General features: G+C 61.3%; 15 protein-coding genes and 1 tRNA gene. 13 read left to right on the top strand and 3 right to left on the bottom strand.

Annotation, left to right across the window (positions count from 1 at the left end; genetic code table 11):
* Positions 1 to 293: 293 nt before the first annotated feature.
* Positions 294 to 398: transfer RNA gene (locus ABIB91_RS32450), tRNA-Ser, on the top strand.
* Between the two features lie 187 nt (positions 399 to 585).
* Here the strand turns inward: ABIB91_RS32450 and ABIB91_RS32445 are convergent.
* Entirely contained in the window at positions 586 to 1,566 is a 981-nt protein-coding gene (locus ABIB91_RS32445) for a LysR family transcriptional regulator (RefSeq protein WP_354170475.1), read from the bottom strand.
* Between the two features lie 102 nt (positions 1,567 to 1,668).
* On the opposite strand from ABIB91_RS32445, the gene ABIB91_RS32440 reads away from it, so the two are divergent.
* The 12 genes from ABIB91_RS32440 (at position 1,669) to ABIB91_RS32385 (ending at position 10,990) form a co-directional block, all read left to right on the top strand.
* Entirely contained in the window at positions 1,669 to 2,613 is a 945-nt protein-coding gene (locus ABIB91_RS32440) for a ketopantoate reductase family protein (protein ID WP_354170477.1), read from the top strand.
* A 1-nt stretch (position 2,614) separates the two neighbouring features.
* Complete coding sequence (locus tag ABIB91_RS32435; protein ID WP_354170479.1) at positions 2,615 to 3,001, top strand: VOC family protein; 387 nt, start codon at positions 2,615 to 2,617, stop codon at positions 2,999 to 3,001.
* 13 nt (positions 3,002 to 3,014) lie between these two features.
* Positions 3,015 to 3,485 carry a MaoC family dehydratase gene (locus ABIB91_RS32430; RefSeq protein ID WP_007601256.1) on the top strand — a complete coding sequence of 157 codons (471 nt, stop codon included), beginning with the start codon at positions 3,015 to 3,017 and terminating at the stop codon, positions 3,483 to 3,485.
* A complete protein-coding gene (locus tag ABIB91_RS32425) occupies positions 3,482 to 4,708 on the top strand; it encodes a CaiB/BaiF CoA transferase family protein (RefSeq protein WP_007601258.1) in 1,227 nt (408 codons plus the stop codon). The genes ABIB91_RS32430 and ABIB91_RS32425 overlap by 4 nt, the downstream gene beginning before the upstream one ends.
* Before the next feature lie 3 nt (positions 4,709 to 4,711).
* Positions 4,712 to 5,539, top strand: coding sequence for a shikimate dehydrogenase (gene aroE, locus ABIB91_RS32420; RefSeq protein ID WP_007601259.1), 828 nt, complete (start codon positions 4,712 to 4,714; stop codon positions 5,537 to 5,539).
* Between the two features lie 15 nt (positions 5,540 to 5,554).
* Positions 5,555 to 6,409, top strand: coding sequence for a shikimate dehydrogenase (locus tag ABIB91_RS32415; protein WP_219683113.1), 855 nt, complete (start codon positions 5,555 to 5,557; stop codon positions 6,407 to 6,409).
* A 51-nt stretch (positions 6,410 to 6,460) separates the two neighbouring features.
* Positions 6,461 to 7,129: an amino acid ABC transporter permease gene (locus tag ABIB91_RS32410; RefSeq protein ID WP_007601261.1), complete on the top strand. Its 669-nt coding sequence runs from the start codon at positions 6,461 to 6,463 to the stop codon at positions 7,127 to 7,129.
* A 12-nt stretch (positions 7,130 to 7,141) separates the two neighbouring features.
* Complete coding sequence (locus ABIB91_RS32405; protein ID WP_354170483.1) at positions 7,142 to 7,798, top strand: amino acid ABC transporter permease; 657 nt, start codon at positions 7,142 to 7,144, stop codon at positions 7,796 to 7,798.
* A 51-nt stretch (positions 7,799 to 7,849) separates the two neighbouring features.
* Complete coding sequence (locus ABIB91_RS32400) at positions 7,850 to 8,677, top strand: transporter substrate-binding domain-containing protein (RefSeq protein ID WP_219683110.1); 828 nt, start codon at positions 7,850 to 7,852, stop codon at positions 8,675 to 8,677.
* 62 nt (positions 8,678 to 8,739) lie between these two features.
* On the top strand, positions 8,740 to 9,486 hold the full coding sequence (locus ABIB91_RS32395; protein WP_219683109.1) for an amino acid ABC transporter ATP-binding protein: 747 nt from the start codon (positions 8,740 to 8,742) through the stop codon (positions 9,484 to 9,486).
* A gap of 13 nt (positions 9,487 to 9,499) precedes the next feature.
* A complete protein-coding gene (gene aroQ, locus ABIB91_RS32390) occupies positions 9,500 to 9,949 on the top strand; it encodes a type II 3-dehydroquinate dehydratase (RefSeq protein WP_354170485.1) in 450 nt (149 codons plus the stop codon).
* A 6-nt stretch (positions 9,950 to 9,955) separates the two neighbouring features.
* Entirely contained in the window at positions 9,956 to 10,990 is a 1,035-nt protein-coding gene (locus ABIB91_RS32385; protein ID WP_354170487.1) for a Gfo/Idh/MocA family protein, read from the top strand.
* A 50-nt stretch (positions 10,991 to 11,040) separates the two neighbouring features.
* On the opposite strand, the gene ABIB91_RS32380 is transcribed toward ABIB91_RS32385, so the two are convergent.
* Together ABIB91_RS32380 and ABIB91_RS32375 are read right to left on the bottom strand one after the other, a co-directional pair.
* Positions 11,041 to 12,042, bottom strand: coding sequence for an alpha/beta hydrolase (locus ABIB91_RS32380; protein ID WP_354170489.1), 1,002 nt, complete (start codon positions 12,040 to 12,042; stop codon positions 11,041 to 11,043).
* Between the two features lie 15 nt (positions 12,043 to 12,057).
* A complete protein-coding gene (locus ABIB91_RS32375; RefSeq protein ID WP_354170491.1) occupies positions 12,058 to 12,993 on the bottom strand; it encodes an MBL fold metallo-hydrolase in 936 nt (311 codons plus the stop codon).
* Positions 12,994 to 13,000: the final 7 nt, after the last annotated feature.

The raw sequence follows: 13,000 nt of genomic DNA, 5'->3' as shown, positions 1-13,000 counted from the left end.
GTAAACGACTTTGAAACCCCTCGACAACCCGTTCGGCACGAGGTTGTCACCCATGTCTTAGGTACGACCTGTTACCTATGTCTCCGGTCTGGACATGGGGAAAAGCGGTAGCGGCCTCCTGACTCGAACCCCCGACGCATCGCAACGCCACCGATCTGGCGCGGCGGTAAATCCGCTGGCGCGATTGCGATTCCAGCCGAACCGGATCAGCTCTTAAGTTCGTCAAGGGATCTCGACCGGCTCCAATCCTGTAGGTGGGAGTGGAATGTGGTGTGCGACGAATGCCCATTTGCGGTCGGATAAGCGCAGCAGTGCGATCCATAAGTCATTGATTGTATTTGACCCGTGGCTGACTCTTAATCAGCGGGTCCCAGGTTCGAGCCCTGGTGCGCCCACCATATAAAAGGTCTTGTTTCCCAATACCTTTGCGAAATGTTGGCCGAGAATAGAACGGGTCTCGCGCGATATCTTTCGTGGCGGGACGTCACACGGGCATATCTCACCCCATTCGATATGGTGCGCATAGCCGGGCGTTGACCTTCGGCCGTAGGGCAAGTTAGCCGAAAGCCGATCTCAACAAGCTCATTACGACTGCAAATCGCGAGGCACTCGCTTCTTCGGCCGACCGGAGCGATGCAGACCGCGTACTTCCTGCTGTTGAAAAAGCTCCGCGCAGAGGCCACGCAGCCATTGGCTTGCCGGGTCGTGATGGAAGCGGGCGTGCCAATATTGCTTCACCGTGAAGCCGGCAATCGGCAGCGGGCAGTTGAGCACGCGCAGTCCGTAATAGTGAGCCAGGGTTTCGCCGATGTGCCTTGGCAGGGTAGCAAGCAGGTCAGTCGTTCCGACGATTGCGGGTAGTCCCAAAAAGCCGGGCAACTCCAGCGCAACGTCAAGGACTATTTTCTGCTCCTGCAGCGCGCCCGCGAGCAACTGATGTCCAGTGCCGGAGCGAATGAGGACGTGCGCCTCACGCCTGAAATCCTTTGCCGTGATGCGTTCGCGGATCCGAGCATGTTTTGCGTTCGCGAGGCAGACCCAATCCTGCGGAAAAAGAGCCTGCTGGAAGTGTCCAGCATCGAGATCCGAGATGTAGCCGAGCGCCACATCGGCTTCACCGGATTGCAGCATGCGTGGGGTGTCGGCGCCGATCTGTGTCGCCTCGATACGAACGCCTGGGGCAACGCGGCGGACGTGGGCGAGAATGGACGGAAGCAGCGTGACGTGGCTTCCGTCCGTCATGCAGATGGCAAAACGGCGCTTTGCGGTTGTCGGATCGAAATCGGTGCGAAGCTCGGCAAGGCGACGCAGCATTTCCAGCGCCTGCCTCGCGGTGCCGATGAGAGCCTCGGCGCGCGGCGTCGGCAGCATGCCCTTCGCTGACCGGATGAAGAGCGGATCGTCCAGTTCCGCACGCAGGCGGGCCAGCCAGATCGAGATGGTCGGCTGACTTTGGCCGAGCTTTTCGGCTGCCCTGGTGACGCTGCCAGTGGTGAACAATGCATCGAAGAGCCTGAGAAGGCGCGGGTCCAGCAGGTTGGTCTCGGTGTGATCCTGGTGCTTCATTGCGATTCACAATAACGGATATAAGAATCATAACATATATAAATATCGAGCCGCCAGCTACGATGCTTCCAACGCCGAGAATGGCGCGGGAGAAGCGTTCGGATGAGGATCTGCTTTATCGGAGCGGGAGCCTTGGGCTCGACCATCGGCGGTACGTTGGCGCGCGGCGGGGCCGAGGTCTGGCTGATCGATCCGTTCCAGGCTCATGTCGGCGCAATCAATGCCGGTGGCCTGCGAATACTCGAAGATGGCGCCGAGACCGTCGTGAAGGTCACTGCTTGCACCTCCGCGGCTCAGGTCGGCGTAGAAGCGGACCTCGTCATTATCCTCGTCAAATCCTACCACACGCGGGATGCCATCCGTGCCGCGGCGCCGATCATCGGGCCGCGGACGGTCGTGATGTCGCTTCAGAACGGTCTTGGTCATGAGGACATCCTGTCGGAGGAGGTTGGTCGTGACCGGGTCATGGCGGGCAAGACCTACGTCGGCGGTGTGCTGCTCGGCCCTGGTCATGTTCGTTCCGGGGTCATCGGCAAGGAGACCATCATCGGCGAGCTTGATGGGCGCTTGACAGAACGTGCGCAGCGAATCTCCGAGACCTTTAATCGCGCCGGCATTCTCACGCTGCTCAGCGACAACATCTTGGGCACGATGTGGGACAAGTTGTTCATCAACGTCGCCGGAGGAGGAATTACCGCCGTGACCGGGCTGACTTATGGCGGCCTGTATTCGCTGCCGGTTCTGGAAGATTGCGCGCTGGCCGCAATCTCGGAGGGCATCTCGGTCGCGCAAGCTGCTGGCGTGAAGATCTCGATTACCGATCCGCGACGCGCCTGGTCGATGGCGTCCGCTGGACTGCCGCCCGAGTTCAAGACGTCGATGTTGCAGAGTTTGCAGTCCGGCAATCTCACCGAGGTTGACTACATCCACGGCTCCGTCGTGCGCTGGGGCGCCAAGCTCAGCGTGCCGACCCCCGTCAATTCCACCCTCGTCGCGCTGGTCAAGGGCATCGAATACGCCCGCAGCGACTATCCTGGAAAGTCCTGAGATGTCATTGCCCCGCGCTTATGTCGAACACGTCGCGATCCGCGTGCCGGACGTTGATCGTCACGTCGACTTCTTTCGTGAGGTGCTTGGTCTCGCCATTCGCGATGAGCAACCCGCCGATGGTACGCGCCCGCGTCAGGTTTGGGTGCTCGGAAGCGTGCAACTCATCGAAGATCCGAATTTCGTCGGACCAGAGGGGCGTCTCGCCCATCTCGGCATCATGGTCGACGATTACGAGGGTGTGCTCACCCGTGCCGCCGCCTGGGGCGCCAAAGCGTTGCCCGCCGGGCCGAACTGGCTCGAGCTGCCGGGCGGGCTCAACGTCGAAATCTTGCAAGCCAGCGCAGGCGCCGTGGAAGCCGCCCTGGCGATCAATCCCCGTGCCTAGAGGAAGACGCGACATGACAGATGAGCGCTACTGGGACGATGCCAAGGTCGGCGATGAATGCGTAACCCCCTCGGTGACGGTCACCGAAGCAATGGTGAATGCCTATGCCGAACTGACGGGCGATTTCACGCCGGTCCATGTCGACGAGGAGTACGCCAAGACAACGCCGTTCGGCACCCGCGTCGCGCATGGGTTGTTTGGTCTGTCGCTCGCTGACGGATTGAAAACGCGTGCCGCCTACCGGTTCCTCCCGGGAATGTCGCTGGGCTGGACATGGGATTTCAAGCTGCCGATCAAGCTCGGGGACACCGTGCATGTGAAGTTCCGCGTTGGTTCAATGCGCGGCACAAAGAGGGATGGGTGGGGCATCGTTGTGCTGCCTTCGGAACTCATCAATCAGCGCGGCGAGGTCGTTCAGCTAGGTGAGCATCGGCTGATGATCCCGATGCGCCCGAAGACCAGCGCTGCAGGAGAGCAGGCATGACCGCGCAAGATCTGCCGCTCAAAGGCATTCGCGTCATCGACTACAGCCATTTCCTGGCCGGCCCGTTCATGGGCCGTTGCCTCGCCGCGATGGGCGCGGAGGTCATCAAGGTGGAGCGCCCAAAGGGGGGCGACGCAGGCCGGGCCCATGGATATTTCAAGGACGGACAATCCGGCTACTTCCTGCAGCAGAATATGGGGAAGCAGGGACTTTGCATCGACCTGCGCGACGAGCGTGGTCTCGACATGATGATGAAGCTGGTCGACACGGCCGATGTCTTCATCGAGAATTACCGACCCGGCGCACTCGAACGTCTCGGTCTCGGTTACAAAGCACTATCGGCGCGGAATCCGAGGCTGATCTATTGCTCGGTCTCCGCCTATGGCCATACCGGTCCCTATGCCGATCGTCCGGGCTTCGGCCTGATCGCAGAGGCGATGTCGGGTGCGCTGGCGCAACTGGGCAATCCCGGCGAACCGCCGCCGCTGCTGCGGATGCCGCTGGCCGATATGTACACTGGCATTCATGGCGTCGCTGCTATCAATGCGGCGCTGGTTGGCCGTGCGTCGTCCGGGCGCGGCCAACATATCGATCTGGCGCTGTACGATTGCATGGTCTCGATGCACGACTATGCGGTTCAGCGTTACTTCCTCTCGGGCGGCGCTGACCTGCCGAAGCAAACCGGCAGCGGACAGCCGGATTCGACCGTTTACGGCGTCTTTCCGGCCAAGGACGGCAATCTTGTCATCGCTGCGCAAGTCGATGATGCGTGGCGACGATTGGCGAGCCTGATTGGAGGAGACACGCTGGCATTGGACGAGCGTTTCGCCAAGCCCGCCGCGCGGAACGCCCATTATGCTGAAGCCATGGAGATTGTGCGCAACTGGACGCTATCGCAGCCGTCTCGAGATGCGTGTCTTGCGGCACTCGAGGAAGCAGGTGTGCCGTCCGCTCCCGTGCAGACCATCGAAGAGGTCGTGAGGGATCCGCAGATCCATGCGCGCGGCATGCTGGTCGAGCAGGAGCATCCGGTGCTCGGCAAGGTAACGCTGCCGAACCTGCCGTTCCGGTTTTCCGATTGCGACACCACGGTGCGCACTCCGGCGCCACTGCTTGGACAGGACAATCGTCGCATTGCTGTCTCGCTGGGACTGTCGGCCGAAGCCGTCGACGCGATGGTGCGCGACGGCGTGCTCTACAACGAAGCTGCAGTGCAGGAGTGAGCGATGAGCGATCGCTATGCGGTGATTGGCAATCCGATCGGCTTCAGCAAGTCACCTTTCATCCATGGCACTTTCGCCAAAATGATGGGACAGGATCTCGTCTATGAGGCGATCGAGGGGCCCATCGATGGCTTCAGCGCACGGGTTGATCAATTCCGGACGGAGGGCGCCAAGGGGCTGAACATCACCGCCCCGTTCAAGCTCGATGCCTTCGCTTATGCAAATGAGCTCTCAGAGAGCGCCCAACGCGCAGGTGCCGCAAACTGCCTGAAGTTCGAGGGCGATCGGATCATTGCCGAGAATTTCGACGGAATCGGCCTGGCGCGTGACATCACTGCCAATCTCGGCGTCAAAATGGTTGGCCGGCGCGTCCTGATGCTCGGCGCTGGGGGAGCGGCACGTGGCGCGTTACTGCCGTTTCTGCGCCAGCAACCGTCCGAGCTGGTTCTCGTCAATCGAACGCTGTCCAAAGCCGTGGCATTGGCCGAAGAGTTTGCCGGCTGTGGTCCCCTGATCGTGAGCGGCTACGCTGAACTGGCCGACCTTGCCGAGGGGTATGACGTCGTGGTCAACGCGACTTCTGCCAGCCTGCGAGGTGAAATGCCGCCGCTTCCGAGCAATGTCTTCCAGGGCGCGGAGCTGGCGTACGAACTTGCCTATGGCAAAGGATTGACTCCCTTTCTGCAAGCGGCCCGCACTGAAGGCGTGGCCAAGTTGGCTGACGGCGTCGGCATGCTGGTCGAGCAGGCGGCGGAAGCCTTTGTCTGGTGGCGTGGCGTCCGACCGAGCACGGCCCAGATCATCGCCGAATTGACTGTCCCATTGAGCTGACGGACGACGCCGACAATGCATCCTAAACCCAGTTTTCTCGTCGGCCTGATCGGCAGCGGCATCTCGGCGTCTCGCACGCCGCCCATGCACGAAGCGGCCGCAGACGCCGCTGGCATCCGCTATCTCTACAAGAAGATCGATCTGGTCGAGTTGAACCTCGGGGTCGAAGCGTTACCGGAATTGCTCACGGCCGCAAGGCGGATGGGCTTTGACGGATTGAACGTGACCCATCCCTGTAAGCAGGCGATCCTTCCACTGTTGGACGAGCTTTCGCCCGACGCGGAGGCGCTTGGCGCTGTGAACACCGTGGTCGTCAGAAAGGGCCGGATGACCGGCCATAACACGGACTGGTTCGGCTTTGCCGAGAATTTTCGCCGCAGCATGCAAGGTGCACCACTCGGTCGTGTCGTGCAATTCGGCGCAGGCGGCGCGGGCGCGGCGGTTGCTTTCGCGCTCATGAAGCTTGGCGTGCAGGAACTGACCATCATAGACGTCGACTTGGCCAAGGCGCAGAGCGTGGTAGACGGCTTGTCCTCTCGATTTGTCAAAGGGCGCTTGAGGGTCGGCCGGGATGTCGCAGCGGCCGTGGCTGCCGCAGACGGAATTGTAAACGCGACGCCCATTGGCATGGACAAGTATCCGGGAACGCCGCTGCCGCTGGCAATGCTCTGTTCCGGTCTCTGGGTCGCTGAGATCATCTACTTCCCGCTGGAGACCGCGCTGCTGCGCGCGGCGCGTACCCTCGGCTGCCGCACGGTCGATGGTGGCGGAATGGCAATCTTCCAGGGCACCGAAGCATTCCGCCTGTTCACGGGCGTCTCGCCTGATCCAGACGTCTTCTTCGCAACTTTCGCATCCCTGGGAGGATGACATCCGGCCGATGGGCGAGCGGTACGCACAACGCCCGAGAGGAAACGCAAGATGGGCTACACGCTCGATTTCTCGGTGGTTTGGCACGCAATGCCCGCGTTGCTGTGGGGTTGCGTGGGGACGTTGGGTTTGGCGCTTGCTGGCATGACGCTCGCAATGATCATCGGCGTCGCGGGCGTCGCAGCCCGCGATGCGAAGGCGGCCTGGTTGCGCGCCATCGTGATCGGCTTCGTCGAAATCGTGCGCAACACGCCGTTCCTGGTGCAGATCTTCTTTCTGTTCTTTGCACTGCCGCTCGTCGGGGTAAAGCTCAATCCGACTGCCACCGCCATTATCGCGCTCGGTGTGAACGGAGGGGCATACGCCATCGAGATCATCCGCGGCGGCGTGCAATCGATTCACAAAGGGCAAATCGAGGCTGGCTACGCGCTCGGACTGCACAAAGGGCAGGTATTCCGTTCCATCGTACTCAAGCCCGCGCTTCGCGCGATCTATCCCTCGCTCACGGGGCAGTTCATCATGCTGACGCTGACCTCGTCGATCTGTTCGGCTGTGTCCGCCTATGAATTGACGTCGGTTGCGCAGCGCATCGAAAGCGACACATTCCGCAGCTTCGAGGTCTATTTCTTCGTCACTTTCCTCTACCTCGCGATCTCCTGGCTGCTGATGGCGGGCTTCGCAATCATCTCTCACCGCTTCTTCTCATATCCGACGCGCTGAGGAGCACAGATCATGACACCGCATTTCGGCCTTCCCGAGTTCGGCTTCCTCCTGCGTGGTCTGCAATGGACGGTGCTGCTGACGCTGGTTGCATTCATCGGTGGCTGTACCGCCGGCCTGATCGTCGCACTGTTGCGCACCTGCGGTCGCACGACTGTGGAATGGATAGTCCGGATCTATATCGGAATCTTCCAGGGGACACCGCTGCTGCTGCAACTGTTCGTGGTGTACTACGGCTTGGCGCTCCTCGGATTGAAGCTGTCGGCATTCGTTGCGGTCGCGATCGGGTTCACCGTCAACGCCTCGGCTTTTCTCGGCGAGATCTGGCGCGGCGCAATCCAGGCCGTGCCTCGCGGTCAGACCGAGGCTGCAATGGCGCTCGGTCTGCATTATTCCGCGCGCATGCGCGACATCGTGCTGCCGCAAGCCATTCGCATCGCGCTGCCGGCGACCATCGGCTATCTCGTGCAGCTCATAAAGGGCACCTCGCTCGCTGCCATCGTCGGCTTCATCGAACTCGCCCGCGCCGGTCAAATCGTATCGAACCAGACCTACCAGCCGTTGCTCGTCTTCGGTGTGGTCGGCGCAATGTATTTCATCCTATGCTGGCCACTCTCATGGTGGGGCAGTCGGGTGGAGGCCAGGCTCGCCCTGGCCGGTCAAAGGTAGGTTCGGCGCACCTACTCAATCAAACACAGCCATCACCAGGAGGAGATACTCATGTTGTTTTCGCTCAATCGTCGCCAGCTCGGCATTGCGCTGCTGACGCTCTCGGCCATCGTTGTCGCAGGCGGCTCGCAGGCGGGCACGCTGGAGGACGTGAAGAAGAAGGGCGTCGTCGTCATCGGCATTCAGGGCGATAATCCGCCCTGGGGCTATGTCGATAGCTCAGGAAAGCAGGATGGGATCGATGCCGACATGGGGCGCGCCTTCGCTGAATATCTCGGCGTGAAGGCCGAGTTCGTCCCGCTGGCGGTGGCCAACCGTATTCCGGCGCTGACCACAGGCCGCGTGGACATTCTGTTCGCGACCATGGCCATGCTGCCCGAGCGCGCGAAGGCGGTACAATATTCCAAACCGTATGTTGCCAATGAGATTACACTGGTCGCTGCCCAGGCAACTCCGATCAACAGCAATGCCGATATGGGGAAGTACGTTATCGGCGTCCCACGCTCCTCCACGCAGGACACCCAAGTCACCAATAATGCTCCTGCGGGCGCCGAAATCCGCAGGTTTGATGATGACGCGGCCACGATCCAGGCGCTGCTCTCGGGTCAGGTGCAGGCGGTCGGCGCAAACAGTTTCTACCCGCAGCGTCTGAACGCTGCAAAGCCGGAACTTGGGTTCGAGCCCAAGCTTCACTTCACCGCCTTGTACAACGGGGCCTGCACGCGCCTGGGAGAGAAGGAGTGGAACGAGACGGCGAACAAATTCATCGACCAGATCAAGTCCAATGGCAAATTGGCCGGTTTCTACGCCAAGTGGATGAAGGCGCCCGTGCCAATCTTCCCCGACTCAGTCCCCGGAGTTCCGTTCACAGTTCAATAGTCACTGCAAGCGGCCGACGCGCTGGGCGCGTTGGCCGTCGTCCGATAACGGAGGCCGAATCCATGCAGGACCAGATCCTGATCGAAATGAAGGGCGTGCAGAAATGGTACGGCGGGTACCAGGCTCTCCGCAACGTTGATCTCACTGTGCGCCGAGGTGAAAAGATCGTGCTCTGCGGTCCTTCCGGTTCGGGCAAGTCGACGCTGATACGCTGTATCAACCGCCTGGAGGCGATCCAGCAGGGCAGTATCGTGGTGAACGGTCATCGGCTGGACGACAGCATCAAGGCCATCGATGTCGTACGTCAGGACGTCGGCATGGTCTTTCAGAGCTTCAACCTTTTTCCGCATATGACGGTCTTGCAGAACTGCATGCTCGCGCCCATTCGCGCGCGCCGCATCGGCAAGACCGAAGCGGAGGCGACCGCGCGAAAATATCTCGAGCGGGTGCGCATTGGTGAGCAGGCCGAGAAGTATCCGGCTCAACTCTCGGGCGGTCAGCAGCAACGTGTCGCTATCGCGCGTGCTCTCTGCATGCAGCCCAAGGTCATGCTGTTTGATGAACCGACCTCGGCTCTCGATCCGGAAATGGTCAAGGAAGTGCTCGACACGATGATTGGCCTCGCCAACGACGGCATGACCATGATTTGCGTCACCCACGAGATGGGTTTTGCCCGCCAGGTTGCCGACCGTGTCATCTTCATGGCTGAAGGGCAGATCATCGAAGAAGGTGTGCCCGACGCTTTCTTCCGCAATCCGCAGCACGCTCGCACCAAGCAGTTCCTTGGCGAGATCCTAGCCCATCACTGAACGGAGTTTATCCATGAGTCGTCTTGTCTACGTCCTCAACGGGCCAAATCTCAATTTGCTTGGCAAGCGCCAGCCCCACATCTACGGTCACGAAACGCTTGCCGATGTGGAGCGGGATTGCCGGGCGCTGGCCGGGGAGCTTGCTCTGGAGCTACGCTTTCACCGGTCGAACAGAGAATACGAGTTGATCGATTGGGTCCACGAGGCACGCGAGACGGCTGTCGGCATCGTGATGAATCCCGCGGCTTTCACCCATACGTCGGTCGCCATCCTGGATGCTTTGAACACGTTCGAGGGGACAGTGATCGAGGTGCACATTTCCAATGTGCACAAGCGCGAGGAATTCCGCCACCACTCGTTTGTCTCCAAACGAGCTGATGGGGTCATCGCCGGCTTCGGCACTCAGGGTTATCTGCTCGGCTTGCGTCGCGTGGCCAAGCTGCTCGATGAGAAGAACGGATAGAATCGCATGAGTGCACCCATCCGCCTGACGGTCATGGGAGCGGGTCTCATCGGCAAGCGACATATTGAACATATTCTCGCGCGGCCGGAGGCGGTGCTGTCGTCGATCGTCGATCCGACGCCGGCGGCACGAGAGTTGGCGGTTTCGCTGAACGTGAACTGGTTTCCGTGCTTTCGGGACATGCTCTCCGAAAGTCGGCCCGACGGGGTGGTCGTCGCCACCCCCAACCAGATGCACGTGGCGAACGGCATGGATTGTATCGCTGCGGGCATCCCGGCGCTGATCGAGAAACCGTTAGCGGATGATGTCGTTGCTGCACAGGCGTTGGTCGAAGCCTCCGACCGGGCGGGCGTGCCGTTGCTAACCGGCCACCACCGCCGCCACAACCCGATGATCCAGCGCGCCAAGGCGGAGATCGATAGTGGCGGGCTCGGTCAGATCGTATCGGTGCATGGCATGTTCTGGTTGATCAAGCCGGACGATTATTTTGAAGTGTCCTGGCGCCGCGAGAAAGGAGCGGGCCCCATTTTCCTGAATCTCATCCACGATATCGACCTGTTGCGGTATCTGTGCGGCGATATCGTCGCGGTACAGGCTGCCCAATCCAATCGGCTGCGCGGAAATGGCGTTGAAGAGACCGCGGTGGTGATCCTGCATTTCGCCTCCGGCGCGCTGGGAACGGTCAATGTCTCCGATACCATCCAGTCGCCTTGGAGCTGGGAATTCACCGCCGGTGAGAACCCAGCCTACAATCGTACGCAGGAGGCGTGTTACCAGATCGGCGGCACGCGGGCATCGCTGGCTATTCCGCAACTCGATTTATGGCATCATCCGAGCAAGGCCAGTTGGTGGGCGCCGATTGAGCGCGAGCAGCTAAGATATGAGAAGGAAGACCCGCTTGGCCTGCAGATCGCAAATTTCTGTGGTGTTATCTGCGGCACGGCCACGCCTGTGGTGAGTGGGCACGAAGGGCTAAAAACGCTCAGGGTGATCGACGCGGTCAAGCGCGCAGCGGAAACCGGAGATCTCGTGTCGGTTTGATTCGGGCGAGGCACCTGTGTTCTCGCGGCGGGATCCGCGCGAAGATCGCGCTAGTCATGCTCATACTGTTCCGAGAGAAACTGGTTGATCGCGTCGAACGCCTGCAACCGGTTCTTCTCCAGCAGAACCATGTGCGTGCCTTCGCTGATCTCGACCCATCGCCGATATCGCGCCTGTTTCAGTGAGAGGAAGAGGTCCTGTGCCGAGCCGATGGGCACGTCGCGGTCCCATTCGGCGTGGACCAGAAGCACCGGCACGCGAATCTCGCTGGGCTCGTAAAGGGCCTTGCCGGCGGCCCAGTACTCGCGGATGTCCAGGATCGGGCCGTTCACGGCACGCATGAGCGGACGAGCTCCTGCGCTGGCCTGCGGGTCCGTTGCGAGCGAGATGTTCGCCCACAGTTCGAAGCCGCCTGCTGGAATCAGATTTGGCCGCGCTGCTTCGGGCGCTGCCGAAAGCCAGCGCTCCCTGAAGTCCAGAACAGGGACGTGGCGATAGGCCCCGAGGCGGCCGCCCGCATCGATCGGAGCCGGGCCCTTCAGCAACCACAGTGGCGCGACCAGCGCCAGCTTTACGATCTTGTCGTTATTGCTTGCCGTGTAGGCACCGGCCACAGAGCCGCCCCAGGACATCGCGACCAGATTGAGCCGCGTGATGTTGCGCTGCTTCAGGATGTATTGGACTGCGCTGGCGAGGTCACGCACGCCGACTTCCGTGCGCACAATCGGCTCAGATTCCTCAGGCTGCGCGTCCATTTGGGGCGGACGCGTCGATCCGCCATAGCCGCGCACGTCGAGTGCAAAGACGTCGTAGCCATGCCCGGCGAGATAATCCATGAAGGAGATGCCATCGAGCGGCACATCGAACAGACTTTCCGACGAATAGGTCGCGCCATGCATCATCAGGATGGTTCGCTCGGCGGAAAACGTCTTGAGCGCCGCTGGTCGCTTGTTGCGCAAGTGAAGCGAGATGCCGGCCGTGTCGCTCGGGATCATGAGATCCTCGACCACGATGTCGGGCCTCTCTGCCCGCGCGTAAGTTTGCTGGTCCATGTTCGGTCTCCTTGATCAGAGGAATTGCCAGGCGAAGCGATCGCCGCGGCGGTCGATGCGTCCGACGGACGATTGTGCGAAATGGGTCGTGAAGAGGGTGGCGCCACGCTCGGCTGCGTCCTCGAGGACGCTGGCGCGCGAGCGCAAGGCGGCCTCGGGGAATTCGCAGAAGCAGGAATTGAGCGAAGGCTCATACACCTGCAGTGGATGGTGCATCACGTCGCCGGCAAAAAGCGCCTGCTCGCCGCGGGATACGAGACGGATCGACGCGTGATCGATACTGTGGCCGGGCGTCGGGATGAAAGAGATGCCCTCAAGGAGCTCGTCGCCATTGACTGCGATGAGCTTGGCGAGGCCGGCCTCGATCACCGGCCGCACGCTGTCGTCATAGACGCGGTCGGCCGGCTTCCGCGCCGCCGGGCCGAGCGCCGGGTTGGGGCGGGCTGCCCCTGTGGGCTCCGTGCCCGCCGCGAGGTTCTCGCCGTAGGCCTGCTCGATCCCGGAGAAGACGTAGGTTGCGTTCGGGAATGTCGGAATCCAGCGACCGTCGACCAGGCGCGTGTTCCAGCCGACGTGGTCGGCATGGACATGCGTGAGCAGAACGTAATCCACCTGTTCCGGGGTGACGCCGGCCGCCGCCAGCCGCGCCAGGAAAGGTTCGTTCAGACGATGGAGCGGCGGGATGTCGGGCCGGTTCTTGTCGTTGCCGGTGGCCGTGTCGATCAGGATCGTGTGGTGCGGGGTTTTGACCAGCCAGCTGTGGATGCTCTGAATGAAGGTGCCGGTCGCAGGATCGAACGAGCCCGCCTCCAGCCGATCGCGATGGCGCTCCAGCGCATCCGGCTCGGCGTCAGGATAGAGGGCCTCGAACTTGAACGCGGCAAGCCGCAACTCATCAATCCGCGTGACGGCTGCATCGCCAACGCGATAGGTTTTCGTCGCTTGCGTCATCAAGGTC

This window comes from Bradyrhizobium sp. JR4.3 (assembly GCF_040547695.1).
Classification (GTDB): Bacteria; Pseudomonadota; Alphaproteobacteria; order Rhizobiales; family Xanthobacteraceae; genus Bradyrhizobium; species Bradyrhizobium canariense.
This window is presented reverse-complemented; position numbering and strand designations above follow the sequence as displayed.

What these genes read in the sequence shown, in the direction of transcription:
- ABIB91_RS32400 (WP_219683110.1), top strand. Translation starts at nt 7,850, where the DNA reads ATGTTGTTTTCGCTCAATCGTCGCCAGCTCGGCATTGCGCTGCTGACG.
- ABIB91_RS32435 (WP_354170479.1), top strand. Translation starts at nt 2,615, where the DNA reads ATGTCATTGCCCCGCGCTTATGTCGAACACGTCGCGATCCGCGTGCCG.
- ABIB91_RS32395 (WP_219683109.1), top strand. Translation starts at nt 8,740, where the DNA reads ATGCAGGACCAGATCCTGATCGAAATGAAGGGCGTGCAGAAATGGTAC.
- ABIB91_RS32385 (WP_354170487.1), top strand. Translation starts at nt 9,956, where the DNA reads ATGAGTGCACCCATCCGCCTGACGGTCATGGGAGCGGGTCTCATCGGC.
- ABIB91_RS32375 (WP_354170491.1), bottom strand. Translation starts at nt 12,993, where the DNA reads ATGACGCAAGCGACGAAAACCTATCGCGTTGGCGATGCAGCCGTCACG.
- ABIB91_RS32380 (WP_354170489.1), bottom strand. Translation starts at nt 12,042, where the DNA reads ATGGACCAGCAAACTTACGCGCGGGCAGAGAGGCCCGACATCGTGGTC.
- ABIB91_RS32415 (WP_219683113.1), top strand. Translation starts at nt 5,555, where the DNA reads ATGCATCCTAAACCCAGTTTTCTCGTCGGCCTGATCGGCAGCGGCATC.
- ABIB91_RS32440 (WP_354170477.1), top strand. Translation starts at nt 1,669, where the DNA reads ATGAGGATCTGCTTTATCGGAGCGGGAGCCTTGGGCTCGACCATCGGC.
- ABIB91_RS32430 (WP_007601256.1), top strand. Translation starts at nt 3,015, where the DNA reads ATGACAGATGAGCGCTACTGGGACGATGCCAAGGTCGGCGATGAATGC.
- ABIB91_RS32445 (WP_354170475.1), bottom strand. Translation starts at nt 1,566, where the DNA reads ATGAAGCACCAGGATCACACCGAGACCAACCTGCTGGACCCGCGCCTT.
- ABIB91_RS32410 (WP_007601261.1), top strand. Translation starts at nt 6,461, where the DNA reads ATGGGCTACACGCTCGATTTCTCGGTGGTTTGGCACGCAATGCCCGCG.
- ABIB91_RS32405 (WP_354170483.1), top strand. Translation starts at nt 7,142, where the DNA reads ATGACACCGCATTTCGGCCTTCCCGAGTTCGGCTTCCTCCTGCGTGGT.
- aroE (WP_007601259.1), top strand. Translation starts at nt 4,712, where the DNA reads ATGAGCGATCGCTATGCGGTGATTGGCAATCCGATCGGCTTCAGCAAG.
- aroQ (WP_354170485.1), top strand. Translation starts at nt 9,500, where the DNA reads ATGAGTCGTCTTGTCTACGTCCTCAACGGGCCAAATCTCAATTTGCTT.
- ABIB91_RS32425 (WP_007601258.1), top strand. Translation starts at nt 3,482, where the DNA reads ATGACCGCGCAAGATCTGCCGCTCAAAGGCATTCGCGTCATCGACTAC.